The following is a 15,908-nucleotide window of genomic DNA, read 5'->3' on the forward strand; positions in this document are numbered from 1 at the left end:
TTCTTGTGCAAGTCGCTTTATTCATCGTAGGTGTTCTAGTCTTAATCATTGGCATATTTTTCGGTTTTGCCGATGAGAATCTAGGGGTTATTATTGCAAGCGTCGTTGGCGGATTTATCCTGTTAGGGATCGCCAGGCTGATCGAGCTGCTGGAAGGGATAAGTCTTCATTTACTGAAAGTGCCCGTGACCTTCAATCAGCTCCGCAACATTATTATGAACTCCACTACGTATCGCATTGAATCAGCATCCTTTGATATTCATCCTAATGCGAAAGGCGAGCCGATGTATCCGCTGGTCATTTTGGATAACGCCTATTATTTAAGGGCGAGGGTGTTCTATGCGTATCTGAGCCAATCGGAGGATAAATATACATTTGCCTTGCCGGAACAAGACCCCGTCGTTATCCATACGGCAGACTCGTACTATAAAGGCGTCAGCTTATTCAATTATCAGGATCATGTCTATGTCAAGTTGAATGCCATCCGTCTTATTCCGAATATAGAAGGAAATAAACTCGTTCTTGAGTATCTTTCAGGAGAGCAAACAGATGATCATTACGTTGAATCAGATCAAGGCTAATACAAGTAAAATCATTGAAGTCAGAGAACAAGAAGAACTTATCTCTCATATTCAAATGCCCGTGACTGCGCGCGTCTTCTCAACGACGATGCAAGCAGACGGAGAATTGGCGTATCGCACGCAGTTCCAGCCTCTGAAAGGATTGCAAAATGCCATTCCGTTAAAATGGCTCTGGAGCAAACAAGTCAAGGAGGCTTGCTTGGTAAAGGATCGCAACGACAACGTGATCGGCGCCTTGCGGCACGTTCAATCGGAAGCGATGCTCAGCTATTACGAAGTGGGATTCATGACGGAAAGCTTGGCAATATACGAGGTCTCCAAAAAGCATAACCTGCATCTGCTGATCTTTTTCGAAGGACGGCAAATCGGCCAAATTGAGAAAAGCTTCGTTGTACGAAATAATTTGGACCGCTATTCGCTGTTTCTATTAGACGACTTTGCCCGATTCAAAGACCTGCTCATTTTGTTCGTTGGCTACTTCGACAATTGGAATTATGCGAATATCGGTGAAATCGTCGTCAGCAAGAAGCAGGTCAAATGGGAGTGGTCCTACAGCAAGGCAAATAAGAAATACGACAAGAAATGGCTTCCGAACCACTTTGCTATTAGTGAAGCGCATAAGGCGGCCATAGATAACGAGCAGATGAATATAGGGTTTAAACTATTATTCGCTTTCGTGGTGATCTGCGGTTTATCGGTACTGGCTTTTAATTTTTGGTCGCTTAGGTGAATCCAGAGCCGGCAGGTCCCGGACGCGATTCGGAGTACGATGAATAGGCATGTACATAAGAAGCCCATGGGAGGAACGAGAAAATGTGGAATCCAGATCAGTATCTTCAGCATCTATATGACAGCGTGAAGCCGGCCGAGAGTTTCAAGGCCCGGACAACGGAAGAGTGGAAAGCTTGGCAGGAACGGCTGCGGGAGCGGTTCGTTGCCTTGCTCGGCGTTCCCGAAGGGCGGCAGGAGCTGGCTCCTGTGCTGCTCGAATCCGTGGACTGCGGCAGTTATACGCGGCAGCGCGTAAGCATTCATACGTTCGGGCCGCTTACGATGCCGGTGTATGTCTTAATTCCGAAGGAATACGATCGGAATCGCGGGGCGGTCATTGCGCTTCACGGACATGGCTACGGCAGCCGCGACCTCGTCGGTTTGAACCCGGACGGCTCGGACAAGACCGGGGAAGCGGGGTATCAGCGGAATTTCGCCCTCGAGCTCGTTCGGCGCGGACATCTGACGATCGTACCCGAGCTGCTCGGATTCGGAGACCGCAAGCTGGCGGCGGATGCGGATAAAGGGGACTCTTGTTACCGATTGTCCACCAATCTGCTGGCGATGGGGCAGACGATGGCCGGCCATCGCGTGTTCGAGACGCTGCGCTGCGTGGATTACGTGCTCGCGCGCGGGGATGCGGCGCCGGATCGGATCGGCTGCATGGGCATTTCGGGCGGAGGCCTGGTAGCCGGGTTCGCCGCGGCGATCGATGAACGGTTGGCGGCCACCGTCGTCAGCGGGTTCGCGAATACGTTCCAAGCGAGCATCTTGTCCATCTTCCATTGCATCGATAACTTTATTCCGGGCCTGTCGCAGCTTGCGGAAATGCCCGACGTGCTCGGCTTGATCGCGCCAAGGCCGCTGCTGATCGAGGCGGGGACGAAGGATCCGATCTTCCCGCTGCACGCGGTCGATGAGGCTTATGATCAACTCCAGGCTATCTATGGCCTGCTTGATTCCGAATCGCTGCTCGCATACGACCGCTTTGAAGGCGATCACATGATTTCAGGCAAGCTGGCTTACGACTGGTTCGCAAGCCTCTGGCCTGCTCGGGAGGCATAATATGAACGTCCATCGACTGAGGCCTTTCGTGCCGTCGGGTGCGGATTATGCGCTCGCGCAGCGCTTTTTCGAAGAATTGGGTTTTGAGAAACGGTACGCCGACGAGTCGATCAGCGTGTTCCGGATCGGCGAACAGGAATTTTACCTGCAGAATTTTGATGATCAGGCTTTTCAAAATCAATTCATGCTAGAGCTGGCCGTTGACGATCTGGACGGCTGGTGGGCTCGCATTCAAGCGATGGTGCAAGGCGGAGCCTACAATATGAAGGCGAAGGAGCCGACGCGTTATCCCTGGGGCAAACGCGAGGTGCATCTGATTGATCCGTCCGGGGTGTGCTGGCATCTGTCGGAAACGCCGTGAACAACGCGGACGTAGAGGGGATGGAGCACGCGGAACACAAGCCGCCGATTGCGGAGCGGAAATCGCTGCTGCTGCCTGTCATTTGCGGCGGGTTTGCCCTGGTGTTCGTCCTGGGCGCCGTAATGTTCCTGCTCATCCGTCCTTTCGGCGGCCAGCCGAAGGATGATGAATTGAACATGCCCCATAACTATGCATATGGTAAAGCCACCGCCGCGAACGGCATGGAGCTGCATTATATGAAGACGCGTCCGGGCAATGTACGGCCGGAATCCATCCATGCCAATGTCGCAGCCGGACCCTATTACGGCGTGAATGGCGGGTTCTTCTACGACGAGTCGCTGCTCAGCATTGCGGAGGTGGACGACATGCCCGTCAATGCGGAGCCTGGCGCCTACGGTTCGGGCGACGTCAATGCGAAGTACGCCCGCGGGACGCTCGTCTGGGACGGCACGATGGATAAGCTGAGCGTGCAGACCGTTAGCCGGTCAGCGGATCTGCGCGTCACGGACCGCTCGAACTTTTGGGCGCAAGGGGGCATCAGCATGAGCCTCGACCGGGACGAGGCATGGCTCAGCCAAGTCGAAGCGGAGCATTCGCCGAATATCGATGACGACCGGCTTCGTTCGGCGGCCGTCTACGATACCGCAGGCAGCTTGTACTTGATCGTGAGCACGACGAGAGGGACGCTGGCCGATTTCCGATTTGCGATCATCGAGCAGATCGGGGCGGGCCAGCTCACAGGCGGGATTTTCCTGGACGGGGACGGCTCCTCGCAGCTGCGGAGCCGCGAAATCAGACTGAGCGGCGACGGCCGCCCGGTCGTGCAGATGCTGCGGGTGTTGAATTGAGTGAAGATGGAACAGGGCGGCGTATCCTGATTGCGATGGCGCGTGGTTGACGGTAAACAGCATGAACGGGTAAGAGGGGCAGTCTCCTAACGGAGGCTGCCTTTTTGATTTTTCCGCTAATCCACTCCCAGGCGGTTAACGCCCGGAAACTGCCGCCGCGACAGAAATTCATAGCCAACCTCGGTCTGAAGCGCTGGAAAGCCGAAGGTCATGAAAAAATCGGATTCAGCTCCGATTGACGGCCGCGGGCGACGAATTCCGCAGGGGTCATGGCGCTGTATTTCTTGAAGATCCGGAAGAAGTAGGAGGAGTCGTAATAGCCCAAATATTGCGAGATGCCCGCGATGGTCATGTCGGAATTGAGCAGCAGATTGCAGGCCTCGAGCACCCGCAGTTGATGCATGTACCGGATAGGCGGATGGCCGAATACTTCCTTGAACAAGGCGGTCGTGTAATTCGGCGAACGATGGATCAGCCTGGCGAGCTGCTCGATCTCGATCGGCTCGCGGTAGTGCTCCAGCACGTAATGCCGCACGATCTGAGCGTATTGCATCTTGATCGGCGTCATCTCCGGTTTCTCCAGCTCGCGTGACAGAATGCCGAGGAGCTCCTGCGCGATGCCGAGACAGATGACGGAACGGAAGCTTTCGCTGCCGCGCATTTCTTCGTAGAGGCGTTCGAACCGCCGCTGGGCATATTGGAAGTTCGCGAGCCGGAACCGCAGGAACCGCCGTTGGTCGAGAAACGGGATGCCGGTATTCCTGCCTGGCTCGAAGGTGAACAGGACGGTATATTTCTGATGCGGGGAGCCGGGCAGATTCTCGCCGCAGCGATGCGTGGATTGCGGGATGTACAGAAAGTCCCCTTGCTCCGCGACGATGTCTTCGCCGTTGATCTGGTAGCGTACTTTGCCTTCTGTGACGAGAACCATGACGTTGTACCCGATTGCTTCCGGCTGCGTGCGCCAATGGGGGATATAATGATCGAAATGTACACTTAGGATCTGAATCATGCGACCGCGCTCCCTGTTAAAAAGTTGATAAAATCCTATCATAATATGGAGCTATGGTAAATCGCTGCTTTAAATGCCGAATGAAAGATAGGAATAGAAATGTACAAGAAGGAATCGAAATGTACGTGACTCCCGGCAAAGGCGAAACCTATAATACAGCTACAGTAGTGAAGATAAGCTGCCATTCGTTCAAGACATACGGCTCGCGCCGATCCTCGCAATCTTCTTGTTTCTAACCAGTAAAGGAGCAGATGAGCATGAGAGTATTACTATTGGATTTGGATTCGACGCGGCCCGACCATCTAGGCTGCTACGGCTACGGCCGGAACACGTCGCCGAACATCGACCGGATCGCGGCCGAAGGCGTGCGCTTCGACAACTATTACACGTCGGATGCGCCTTGTTTTCCATCCCGTACGGCGATGATGACCGGCCAGTTCGGCATTCACAACGGCGTCGTGGGCCACGGCGGAACGGCTGCGGACGTCCGGCACGAAGGAGCGGGGCGCCAGTTCCGCGACCGGCTGGCATCCGAGAGCTTCCCGGCGCTTTTCCGGCAGGCGGGCATGAAGACGTCGCTCATCAGCCCGTTCGGCGAGCGGCATTCGGCATGGACGTTCTATGCGGGCTTCAACGAAATCCATAATACGGGGCAAGGCGGCATGGAATCGGGGGAGACGGTCACGCCCGTCGTGCTGGATTGGATCGAGCGCAACGCGGAGCGGGACGATTGGATGCTCTACGTCAACTATTGGGATCCGCATACGCCGTACCGGGCTCCGGCTTCCTTCGGCAATCCGTTCGAGAACGAGCCGCTGCCGGCCTGGATCACCGAGGATGTATTGGAAGGACATATGCGCAAAGTAGGGCCTCACAGCGCGAGCGAAATCAACATGTACGACAGCGAGACGACGCCGAAGTATCCGCGCCATCCCGGGGAAATTCGTTCCATGGACGGCTTGCGCACCATGATTGACGGGTACGATTGCGGTATCCGATTCATGGATGAGAATATCGGCGCCATTTTCGATCTGCTGGAGCGCAAAGGGGTGATGGAGGAGCTGGTCATCATCATCACGGCGGACCACGGCGAGAACATGGGCGAGCTGGGGATTTATGGCGAACACGGAACGGCGGATCAGGGCACCTGCCGCATTCCGATGATCATTCGCTGGCCGGGCCTGCAGCAGGGGACCGTCGACCGCGGCCTGCATTATCATCTCGATCTTCCGCCGACGGTCGCCGAACTGCTCGGCCGCGTTCCGGCTCCGAGCTGGGACGGAAACAGTTACGCGAGCGTGTTGAAGACCGGCGAGGAGAGCGGACGGGATTATCTCGTCGTCTCGCAATGCGCCCATGTCTGCCAGCGCAGCGTACGCTTCGGGGATTGGCTGTATATCCGCACCTACCACGACGGCTATCATCTGTTCGATAAGGAAATGCTGTACAATCTAGCCGAGGATCCGCATGAGCAGCATAATGTCGCGAAGGACAGGCCGGACCTGTGCCGCGAGGCCGTCTACCTGTTGAACGAGTGGCATGACGATATGATGTCGACGATGCCGCATGACGTCGATCCGCTATGGACGGTTATCAAAGAAGGCGGGCCTTATCATGCCAAAGGCTTCCTGCCTCAATACGCCGAACGGCTTCGCCAAACGGGGCGCGGAGATGCGGTGGAGGAACTGATCCGGCGCCATCCGCGAGAGATGGAACGGCAGTTGAACTCGTAGTCTATAGCAAGAATAGAAGAAGGATCATAGAAGCAGCTAGCAGCAGTCGAACGAACAAACAGGGATGCCGATGCGGCATCCCTGTTACTCGTGAAGTTATTCCTTTCAGCAATAGAAGTATCGTCAGGCTTCTTCCGCTATCAGCTAAAGAACTCCACCAAGTCCTTCCTAACACGAGGAAAGTAATAATGATCCCCTCGACACCCGTGCAGAACAATCAAATGATCCGATTGATCTTTGACCGACCAGTAAATACCGGCCATCTTGCCGCCTTCTTCTTCCGGCGTCACCGTACACGTATCAAAATCAAAATAGTCAGGCTTGATTATCAGCGGTTCAAGGGCAAGCATATTGTCCGGCAGCATATAGGCTTGTTTGCCGTATTTCTCAATTTGCGAGCAGTCGCTGCGTAGTATTCGCAAAGGCCGATTAAGGTTTTTCTTAATTGGTTGTTCTCGAAACGGATCGCATAGAGTGCCGACCGATACAATGGATCGATAGATGGGTTTCTTTCAAAAACAATCTCGTATTGAGAGGTTCGGACGATTTCGATATGCGTACCGATCCACACGCCGGTCAGCGAGTGAAGAAACTTATCAAAAAGATCGTTAATCGACGTAAGCATGTAAACCACCTCATTTCTTAAATAGTATTCTGCCCCTCGTTAAGAAAACCTGCTAACTATTAGGTTCGACAAATAGGAACGAGTTATGAGAATATGAACTTGGGTGGAACTGCCGAATCAGACTAAAGGGGAGATGAGATGACCATACGATGTGAATCGAACGTCTGGGAAGATTATGTAGCGGAAACCGAGCATGTTGATTTCAGTCACCCTGCAATTCAAGAATTATCATCACTCTTATATACCGCATCCTTAGATGAAACGGATTTCGTTAAGCATGCTTATGAATATGTTCGTGATCGAATATCGCATTCGTGGGATATACGGAGTACTCGAATTACCTGTAAAGCTTCGGAAGTGCTTCGCGATCAAGAAGGCATCTGTTACGCAAAATCAAACTTGCTGTGCGCTCTGTTAAGGAGCAAAGGAATTCCCGCGGGCTTTTGTTATCAACGGCTTACGTTGGGAGATACGCCGGATACGGGTCATTGCGTTCATGCGCTAAATGCCGTTTATCTAACCAGCATAGGAAGATGGGTACGCCTGGACGCACGCGGCAATAAGATCGGTATCGATGCGCAATTTTCGGTCTCGGAAGAGAAGCTGGCTTTTCCGGTACGGCCAGCATACGACGAAATCGACTATCCGCTCATCCATTCGCTGCCACATCCGAAAACGATCGAAGCGCTGCAGCAGCATACGAATTGTATCACCATGTGCTTGAATGGCTTGCCGTCGGCGCTGTAAAGGAGGAGGAAGTGCGATCCGAAGAATATGGCTTCTCATGGCGATCCTATTCATCGTAATGGGAAGTGCGGGCTGCGGTTCAAAGGCTGAGGTTGTGAAGGATCAAGCGATCACTTCCATTACGCTGGTATGCGCGGACCTATGCAAGGAATTGTCCGATCCCCCGTTCAACCAGAAGGTCATCACAGAGGTGGAAGAGTTGAAGACCTTCAAGCACGCAATCGATAAAGCTAAAATCATGCAAGGTGATTTGGACTACGGGGTTGTGTTTCTGATGAGCATTTCCTATTCCGATCACACCCAGCAGGAATTCGTGTTGAACGTGGATAACGAGGACGGGCGAACCGCCTTGCTCGTCGATCGGGCGGATAGCGGCCAAGGATATGAAATCCCTCCAGAGCCGACGAGTGCATTGAGGAAAATGATTTACGCTCGGAGTCAGTGAACGTAATCCAATTCGGGAGGCGTACAGGATGGCGGCGATTACAAAGGAGCAGGTGGAGTTTTTCCAACAGAACGGCTACGTCAAGCTGGAAGGCATCGTGTCCAAAGAGAATTGCGACCGGGTGATCGAGGCGATTTGGTCTTGTCTCGGGCAGGATCGATCCGATCCCGATAACTGGTACAATCCGCCTCAAGGCGTTATGAACGGAGACGGCATGGTCGAATTGTATCATCACCAATCGATGTGGGATAACCGTCAGCTGCCCGACGTCTACGACGCCTTCGCGCAGCTGCTGAATCAGCAGAAGCTCTGGGTGAGCATCGACCGGGTCAATATGAAGCCGCCTGCGAAAGCGGATAAAAAGCACCTCGATAACAGCTTTATCCACTGGGATACGGATACGAACAACCTTCCTTCTCCTATTCCCAAAGGGCGGCGCGTGCAGGGCGTGCTCTATTTGGCCGATACGGCTCCGGACCAGGGCGGTTTTCAATGCGTACCCTCGATTTACCGGGATTTGGAGGCCTATCTCCAGAGGCAGCCGGCCGATCGCAATCCGCGCGTGCCGGATCTGACGGGCTACGAGGTCGAAGTCATTCCTGGCAAAGCCGGCGACTTGGTCATCTGGGACGTGCTGCTGGCGCACGGAAACGGGCATAACCGGAATACTATTCCTCGTTATGCGCAATACATTACGATGTATCCCGAGGGGAACGAGGAGTCGCGGCAGCAGCGCGTGGACATGTGGCGGGAACGCAAAGCGCCTCAACGTCACAGCGCCTTCCCTGGAGATCCTCGCAATTGGGAGCAGACCGCGTTTGAAGGACCGCCTGAATTGACTCCGCTGGGGCGCAAACTGCTCGGATTGGATGCATGGGGCGAGGAATAATCTGATCCGACGGGATTGCTGGCCTGGCTAGCGATCACGCAACTTATTCGGCGGCTTGTCGTTGCTAACTAAAGCGATGATAAGCCGCCGATGTTGCTATTTGGCGCTATGCCCCACTAGATGGTTTGGTGAAATTTTACAGGGCAATATGTCATACTATAGTGAGGAGCCAAGGAGGGATCGTGTGATCAAACGTACCATTCATGAGATCGCGTCCATGATGGAAGTCATGGAGCTAACCGCTATGTGCGATGCTCCCGAAATGGAGACCGTTCAGGGCGTTTCAATCGACTCAAGAACGCTGCAAGCCGGCAATTTGTTCGTTCCGATCGTCAGGATCGATGATGGTCATCGTTACGTGAAAAAGGCCTTCGAGCAAGGCGCGGCGGCATCGTTATGGCAAGCCGATCATGTTCCGATCCCCGAAGACCTGCCGCTCATCATCGTAGAGGACACCTTGCAGGCGCTGCAACGGCTTGCGCAAGCCTACCGAAGCCAATTGAACGTCAAAGTGATCGGGATAACGGGAAGCAATGGGAAGACGACGGTGAAAGATATGGTCGCTTCGATATTAAGCACGAACTATACCGTTCACAAAACGCACGGCAATCTAAATGGAGAGTATGGACTCCCTTTATCGTTATTGGACGTTGAAGAAACGACAGAAGTGGTTGTACTGGAGATGGGCATGAGTCATGCCGGCGAAATGAAGGTGCTGTCGGAGATCGCGAGACCCGACGTGGGCGTCATCACGATGATCGGCGTCTCGCACTTGTCGAATCTGGGATCCAGGGCTGGCATTGCGCTAGCCAAGCTGGAAATTCTGGAGGGCTTGCATCCTGCCGGTGCGCTGATTATTCATGGGGATGAGCCGTTACTCGCGCAAGCGCTCGCGGAGAGAAACCTGCCAGCGACGCTAGACGTTATTCGCTTCGGGGAAGCTTCAACCAACGATTACGTTCCATTAACCATTGAACATCATCAAACCGGCTTCACAGTAACAATGAACAAGCATAACGAGGCATTTTCGGTGCCTTTGCTGGGCGGTCATAATGTCTGGAATGTACTCGCTGCGATTGCCGTGGCAGACCGTTTTCAAATCCCCCTGCAGGATATGCAAGCCGGACTTGCTCATGCCGAAATCACGGGGATGAGAATGGAACGAATCGCCGCCCGGCGCGGATTCTTGATGATTAACGATGCCTGGAACGCGAGTCCGGTCTCGATGAAAGCAGCCATTGAGACGGTTTCGAATCTGGACGGTTTCCAGAGAAGGGTATTGGTTCTAGGCGACATGCTGGAATTGGGCGAGGCCGAGCATGCCTTTCATGAAGAACTGGCCAGAAGCATTGATCCTTCACGAATCCATGTCGTCTATACCATCGGCAATCTCAGCCGCATCCTATCGGATACGCTCCGCGATTCGGATTTCACAGGAGAAGTGGAGCATTTTACGGCCAAAGAAGAGCTCGTTGCCGCCTGCCGCCGCCTGTTGAAGCCGGATGATGTCCTGCTCGTGAAAGGGTCGCGGGGACTGAAGCTGGAAGAGGTTTGCGAGGCGTTGAAGCAGTGCGATTAAGGAAATGGGCAATCGAAGAAGGGGATGGATGCACGCTTTCGGCGTGCTTCCATCCCCGCTTTTGTTTAAGGCTATTGCGACTTGGCCTGACGAAGCGCTTTGCGCTTCTTGTAGGCGCTGACGTTCATCCAAACGCCGACGAGCAGGAGCGCGACGCCAAGCACGTAGTTCACGAACAAAATATCGACGATTCCGTATCCGATAAAGAAGATGCTGACGACGACAAGCAAACGCGGACTCACTTTACGATACACCTCGCTTCATCGCTGGGATAGCTGTTGCAAGAAGTATAGCCTAATCGGCGGCTGCTGACTAGAGGGAATGGGATGTCAATGTCATGTAAATTGACATAAGGCCCATAACCAGAACCCCGCCCGCTACATCCGGTTCAGCTTGCGATACAGCAGCGGTGTCGTTCCTGTCAGCTTCTTGAACATGCGGTCGAAATGCCCCGCGCTTTCGAAGCCCGTCCGCTCGGCGACGGCGATGATCTTGAGGTCCGTCTCCCGAAGCAGCCGCTGCGCCTCGCGCACGCGGGTCAGGTTGACGTACTCGATCAGCGTGAACCCGGTCACCGCCTTGAAGGAGCGGCTCAAGTAATACGGGCTGACGAAGAACCGCTTTGCCAGATCGGGCAGCGTGAGCTTCGTTTCGTAGCTGCCGCCGATGAACGCGGCGATCTCGGTGATTTTCTGATGCAGCGAATTTTGCTGTTCGGGCGATTCCGGCCGCTCGTCCACGGGATGCCGCGCGGCGAACAGCAGCAGCTCCGTGAGCAGCAAGCGCAGGTACACTTCATGGCCGGGACGCTGCTGGGCAGCTTCCGCGATCATTTTGCCAAGCAGCTGTTCCGCGAAGACGCGTTCTTGGGAGCTCAGCTTATACAAGCAGGCCTGCTGCGAGAAAGGCGCCAGCAGCAGCGGGTCGTGCAGCGGATGGCCTGTCCCGAGGAAGCCGTCGCTGAAATTAATGACGATCCGCTCATGCTCCGGGGAACCGATTTCGGAGGAATTGTGGACGACGCCTTTGTTGACGAGAACGAGATCGCCCGCCGTCAGGGACACGGTCCGCCGATCGATGAAATGCACTCGCTCGCCCGACAGCAAATAATAGATTTCGTACGTATGGTGAATATGGTTCATCCGCCCGAACGGCTTCGTCCGACGCACCTGTTGGATGTAGAAATCGCCTTCTTCGTCGCCGAATGTGAAAGGCTGGTCCGGCTGCAGCTTCATGGTCCGTTCCTCCGTTCGCCGATGGATTCGGGGTCGTCTTAATTGCTGGATAACCTCGCGATATAGCCCTATTTTAGCGCAAAATAAGTGAAGACGGAACGGATTTCGGCAAGAAAGGCCGCGATTCCGCGCAAATGTTGCGTTATGCTGGGGAGGTATACTCTAAGGCAAAGGACGGTGTCTGTTCTATTATGAAAGCGTTTATGAATGACGATTTTATGCTGCATAACGAGACTGCCAAACGGTTGTACCGCGAGTACGCGGCCGATATGCCGATCATTGATTATCACTGCCATCTGAGCCAGCAGGAGATTTACGAGAACCGAACCTACGCGAACCTGACGGAAGTCTGGCTGTACGGCGACCATTATAAATGGCGGGCGATGCGCGCGAACGGCATCGAAGAGAAGTACATCACCGGCGGGGAAGGCGTCAGCGACTACGACCGGTTCCTGGCATATGCGCGCACCGTGCCGATGACGATCGGCAATCCGCTATACCACTGGTCGCATCTGGAGCTGCGGCGGCTGTTCGGCATCGAGGAGCTGATCAACGAGCAGAACGCGCCGGTCATCTGGGAGAAAGCGAACGCCAAGCTGCAAGGCGGCGGCTTCGCCGTTCAAGACTTCATCCGCGGCGCGGGCGTGGAAGTCGTGTGCACGACGGACGATCCCGCGGATTCGCTGGAGCATCATCAGCTGCTCGCGGCGCAGGAGTCGCAGCTCGGCTTCCGCGTGCTGCCTTCCTTCCGCCCGGACAAGGCGCTTGAAATCAACCGCCCCGCGTATCTGGGCTACCTGGAGAAGCTAGGCGAGTCGGCGGGACGCAAGCTGGCGAGCTACGATGATTTGCTGCATGCGCTGGATGCGCGGGCGAGATTCTTCCATGCCGTCGGGGGGCGGGTATCCGACCACGCGCTGGATTACGTGCCTTGGGCCGAGACGACGCACGAGGAAGCGGCGCTTATCTATGAGAAGGCGCTGCTCGGCGAAGGCGTGACGCTGGAAGAAGAGAAGAAATACAAGACGTACACGCTGCTGTTCCTCGGACGGCTCTACGCGGAGCTGGGCTGGTCGATGCAGTACCATATCAATGCGCACCGAAGCAATAATGCGCGCCGTTTGGCCTCGCTCGGGGTAGATACCGGTTTCGATTCCATCGGCGACAGTCCGGTGGCCGTGCCGCTCGTGCGGCTGTTGGACCGGCTGGATGCGGACGACCAGCTGCCGCGGACGATCGTCTATTCGCTCAATCCGACGGATAACGATGTGCTCGCGGCGCTGATCGGCAGCTTCCAAGGCGGGGGCATTCCGGGCAAAATCCAACTCGGCGCCGCATGGTGGTTCAACGATACGAAGGACGGCATGCTGGCGCAGCTGAAATCGCTGGGCAACATGGGTCTGCTGCCTCGTTTCGTCGGCATGCTGACGGATTCCCGCAGCTTCCTGTCGTACACGCGGCATGAATATTTCCGCCGCATCTTCTGCAATCTGCTCGGCGAGTGGGTCGAGCAAGGCGAAGCGCCGAACGATTCGGAGCTGCTGCGGGAGATCGTGCAGGGCGTCAGCTATAACAACGCGAAGGCGTATTTCAGATTTTAAAGGATCGCTTGAAGAACTGCCGCAGCCATTGCTGGTTCGCGGCGGTTCTTTTTTTGCATCGTTGGGGTGATGCCTGCCGGGATGGAGGAGTAGGGGAGTTCGTTATCGCCTGCAGATGCCTGGGAAAGGGGAGAGACGCGCGTTGACAGGAACTTCAGTCAGGTATAAGATTTAATTAGATATTTAGATAATGTTCTAAATATCTGGAGGGGTGAAGCAATGAATGACGCATTCAAAGCGCTGGCCGATCCGACGAGGCGGGAAATTTTACGGCTGCTGCGGGAACGGAGTAGGAGCGCCGGGGAAATCGCGGATCATTTTCACATAAGCAAGCCTAGCATTTCCCATCACCTCAATCTGCTGAAGCAGGCGGGGCTCGTACTGGATGAACGGCAGGGGCAGAGTATGATCTACTCGCTGCATACGACGGTCGTCGAAGACGTGATCGGCTGGATGTTTCAGATTCTCGGTAAAGAAGGGAAGGCGCATGACGATGAACAATAAACGCGAAATCCTCTATCTCTTGCTCGCCTTATCTCCCGCGATCGGCGCCTTGCTGTTATACGATCAACTGCCGGAGACAATGGCGACGCATTTCGGCGCGAATAATGAAGTGAATGGCACGATGGGCAAGAACACGGCGATTCTCGTATTGGCGCTGCTCGGCTTCGTGCCGCTGCTGATGCGCATCCGGCGCAGCCTGGACCCGAAGCGGGCGAACTTCGCCAGCTTTACGACGGCATTCGAGATCAGCCGTTTCGGCGCCGCACTGCTGCTTGCGGCGGCGGGATGGATGATGGTCGCCTACAATCTGGGGTATCACATCGATATTCGGAAAATCATTCTGATCGCCGTCGGCCTGCTGTTCGCTGTCATGGGCAATTACATGACGCAGGTCCGGCCCAATTACATGTTCGGTATTCGTACGCCTTGGACGCTGGCCAATGAAGAAGTGTGGCGCAAGACTCATCGCTTCGGCGGCCCGGTGATGATGCTCGGCGGGTTGATTGCGCTAATCGCGGCTTTCTTCGACGGCAGTGCTTCGGTCGCCGTGTTCATCGCCGCTATTGTCGTCGCTTCGCTCATTCCGGTCGTTTACTCGTATGTGCTTTTTGCCCGTCTGAAGAGCTAAGCTCAAAGCAAAGAACCTCCAGGTCCGCGCGGACTTGGAGGTTCTTTGGTTCATTGATCGGCATGCCTACGCATGCAAAACCGCCGTTTCTTTGTTTTGCTGGAGCTTGAAGACGATCGCGAAGATCACGACGCATACCAAGGTAAGCACGGAATTATAGAAGAACATGTTGCGCATGCCGAACCATTCGCTGGCGACCCCGCCGGCCAAGCTCCCGATCACGCGGGCGACGCCCATGGTCAATAGTCCGTTTAACGTCTGGCCGCTGGCCTTCAGCTCGTTCGGGACTTCTTTGTTGATGACGTTGGCCAGCGTCACCGATAGGACGATAAAGATCAAGCCATGCAGCGCCTGGGCGGGCAGCAGCCAAGCGGCACTGTGAATCTGCGAGAACAGAAACCACCGAAGCGCTGCGGCCGCCCCGGCACCGAGCAGGATATGCCAGGTTTGAACGCGTCTGAAGAGGTGATGCGACAGCAGCAGGAAGGGCACTTCGCTCAGGGACGAGATGAGCATCGACCAGCCCAGCCACGCGCTGTCTCCTCCCATTTCCTTGAAGTAGAGCGGGAAGAAGGCATAATAATAACCGAGCGTGATATTGAAAACGAAATTCGCGCCGATGTACATCATCAGCTTCCGGTTGCGGAACAGCACCCAGACGGACATTTTGCGATTCCGCGCTTGATGGCCTTCGATGGCGGGAAACCGCAGTACGAGCAGCAAAGTGATCGCGAGCAGAAACGCGTACACGACGAACAGGAGATCGATGTGCTTCTTGGCGAGGAGCCCGAAGATGATCGACATGATGGCGAAACCGAATGTTCCCCCCATCCGAATCAGGCTGAAATTCCCTCTGCCCCGCTTGTCCAGCGTCTCCAGCGTGACCGCATCGCCAATCGCGAATATGGAAGATTGGAAGAACGTGAAGATGCAGATGCAAATGAGCAGATAGAAGAATTGGTCGGACAGCGGATAGAACATCACGGTGAGCCCGCTGCAGCCGATCAGCAGAAGTAGAATGCTGTTTTTGGTCTTGGCGCGGTCGCTGAATAGCCCCCAGACCGGTTGTGCGAGAATGGCGATCAGCGGGCCGAGTCCGAGTAAAGTGCCAATCTGGGCTTGCGTGAATCCGATGTGTTGAAAATAAAGCGGGATGAATGTGCCGTAGACGGCATTGGCCATGTACAAGAAGACATAGAAAAACAAGAAATAACCGAGTTTGACTTGCATGAGTCCGTTACTTACCTTCCTTCGCGCTGCGCTAGCGTTGATTGTCGTTCTTTA

General features: G+C 54.8%; 18 protein-coding genes. 13 read left to right on the plus strand and 5 right to left on the minus strand.

The features are described from left to right. Nucleotides 1-5 precede the first annotated feature (5 nt). The 5 genes from GZH47_RS21105 (at nt 6) to GZH47_RS21125 (ending at nt 3,626) form a co-directional block, all read left to right on the plus strand. Nucleotides 6-581, plus strand: coding sequence for a hypothetical protein (locus GZH47_RS21105; RefSeq protein ID WP_162642980.1), 576 nt, complete (start codon nt 6-8; stop codon nt 579-581). Beyond that, complete coding sequence (locus GZH47_RS21110) at nt 562-1,311, plus strand: hypothetical protein (RefSeq protein WP_162642983.1); 750 nt, start codon at nt 562-564, stop codon at nt 1,309-1,311. The genes GZH47_RS21105 and GZH47_RS21110 overlap by 20 nt, the downstream gene beginning before the upstream one ends. A gap of 83 nt (nt 1,312-1,394) precedes the next feature. Then, a complete protein-coding gene (locus tag GZH47_RS21115; RefSeq protein WP_162642985.1) occupies nt 1,395-2,417 on the plus strand; it encodes a dienelactone hydrolase family protein in 1,023 nt (340 codons plus the stop codon). Nucleotide 2,418: 1 nt separating this feature from the next. Next, nucleotides 2,419-2,778: a VOC family protein gene (locus tag GZH47_RS21120; protein ID WP_162642987.1), complete on the plus strand. Its 360-nt coding sequence runs from the start codon at nt 2,419-2,421 to the stop codon at nt 2,776-2,778. Between the two features lie 20 nt (nt 2,779-2,798). Further along, nucleotides 2,799-3,626, plus strand: a complete 828-nt coding sequence (locus tag GZH47_RS21125) for a hypothetical protein (protein WP_162642989.1) — start codon at nt 2,799-2,801, stop codon at nt 3,624-3,626. 208 nt (nt 3,627-3,834) lie between these two features. On the opposite strand, the gene GZH47_RS21130 is transcribed toward GZH47_RS21125, so the two are convergent. After that, nucleotides 3,835-4,638 (minus strand): helix-turn-helix domain-containing protein, encoded by an 804-nt coding sequence (locus tag GZH47_RS21130; RefSeq protein ID WP_162642991.1) that lies wholly within the window; start codon nt 4,636-4,638, stop codon nt 3,835-3,837. 257 nt (nt 4,639-4,895) lie between these two features. Between GZH47_RS21130 and GZH47_RS21135 the strand changes: the two genes are divergently transcribed. Further along, on the plus strand, nt 4,896-6,371 hold the full coding sequence (locus GZH47_RS21135) for a sulfatase family protein (protein ID WP_162642993.1): 1,476 nt from the start codon (nt 4,896-4,898) through the stop codon (nt 6,369-6,371). Between the two features lie 140 nt (nt 6,372-6,511). Here the strand turns inward: GZH47_RS21135 and GZH47_RS21140 are convergent, their stop codons facing one another. Then, the gene (locus GZH47_RS21140) at nt 6,512-6,736 is read right to left on the minus strand and encodes a hypothetical protein (protein ID WP_162642995.1); all 225 of its coding nucleotides are present in this window, start codon (nt 6,734-6,736) and stop codon (nt 6,512-6,514) included. 398 nt (nt 6,737-7,134) lie between these two features. On the opposite strand from GZH47_RS21140, the gene GZH47_RS21145 reads away from it, so the two are divergent. The 4 genes from GZH47_RS21145 to GZH47_RS21160 all read left to right on the plus strand — a co-directional run bounded on the left by GZH47_RS21145 (nt 7,135) and on the right by GZH47_RS21160 (nt 10,656). Continuing rightward, on the plus strand, nt 7,135-7,743 hold the full coding sequence (locus GZH47_RS21145) for a transglutaminase-like domain-containing protein (RefSeq protein ID WP_162642997.1): 609 nt from the start codon (nt 7,135-7,137) through the stop codon (nt 7,741-7,743). 37 nt (nt 7,744-7,780) lie between these two features. Then, nucleotides 7,781-8,188: a hypothetical protein gene (locus tag GZH47_RS21150; RefSeq protein ID WP_162642999.1), complete on the plus strand. Its 408-nt coding sequence runs from the start codon at nt 7,781-7,783 to the stop codon at nt 8,186-8,188. A 28-nt stretch (nt 8,189-8,216) separates the two neighbouring features. Further along, the gene (locus tag GZH47_RS21155; RefSeq protein ID WP_162643001.1) at nt 8,217-9,077 is read left to right on the plus strand and encodes a phytanoyl-CoA dioxygenase family protein; all 861 of its coding nucleotides are present in this window, start codon (nt 8,217-8,219) and stop codon (nt 9,075-9,077) included. 184 nt (nt 9,078-9,261) lie between these two features. Then, nucleotides 9,262-10,656 carry a UDP-N-acetylmuramoyl-tripeptide--D-alanyl-D-alanine ligase gene (locus GZH47_RS21160; protein ID WP_162643003.1) on the plus strand — a complete coding sequence of 465 codons (1,395 nt, stop codon included), beginning with the start codon at nt 9,262-9,264 and terminating at the stop codon, nt 10,654-10,656. A gap of 71 nt (nt 10,657-10,727) precedes the next feature. On the opposite strand, the gene GZH47_RS21165 is transcribed toward GZH47_RS21160, so the two are convergent. Then, on the minus strand, nt 10,728-10,898 hold the full coding sequence (locus GZH47_RS21165) for a hypothetical protein (RefSeq protein WP_162643005.1): 171 nt from the start codon (nt 10,896-10,898) through the stop codon (nt 10,728-10,730). A gap of 135 nt (nt 10,899-11,033) precedes the next feature. Further along, on the minus strand, nt 11,034-11,891 hold the full coding sequence (locus tag GZH47_RS21170) for a helix-turn-helix transcriptional regulator (protein ID WP_162643007.1): 858 nt from the start codon (nt 11,889-11,891) through the stop codon (nt 11,034-11,036). A 191-nt stretch (nt 11,892-12,082) separates the two neighbouring features. Here GZH47_RS21170 and uxaC point away from each other — a divergent pair, with 191 nt between their 5' ends. From uxaC to GZH47_RS21185, 3 genes are all read left to right on the plus strand, one after another. Beyond that, nucleotides 12,083-13,492 (plus strand): glucuronate isomerase, encoded by a 1,410-nt coding sequence (uxaC, locus tag GZH47_RS21175; RefSeq protein WP_162643009.1) that lies wholly within the window; start codon nt 12,083-12,085, stop codon nt 13,490-13,492. A gap of 219 nt (nt 13,493-13,711) precedes the next feature. Then, entirely contained in the window at nt 13,712-13,996 is a 285-nt protein-coding gene (locus tag GZH47_RS21180) for an autorepressor SdpR family transcription factor (RefSeq protein WP_162643011.1), read from the plus strand. Continuing rightward, nucleotides 13,980-14,624, plus strand: coding sequence for an SdpI family protein (locus tag GZH47_RS21185; RefSeq protein ID WP_162643013.1), 645 nt, complete (start codon nt 13,980-13,982; stop codon nt 14,622-14,624). Before GZH47_RS21180 ends, GZH47_RS21185 begins: the two co-directional genes overlap by 17 nt. 66 nt (nt 14,625-14,690) lie before the next feature. On the opposite strand, the gene GZH47_RS21190 is transcribed toward GZH47_RS21185, so the two are convergent. Beyond that, a complete protein-coding gene (locus GZH47_RS21190) occupies nt 14,691-15,854 on the minus strand; it encodes an MFS transporter (protein WP_162643016.1) in 1,164 nt (387 codons plus the stop codon). Nucleotides 15,855-15,908: the final 54 nt, after the last annotated feature.

The sequence above is a fragment of the Paenibacillus rhizovicinus genome (assembly GCF_010365285.1).
In the GTDB taxonomy this organism is placed as follows: domain Bacteria; phylum Bacillota; class Bacilli; order Paenibacillales; family Paenibacillaceae; genus Paenibacillus_Z; species Paenibacillus_Z rhizovicinus.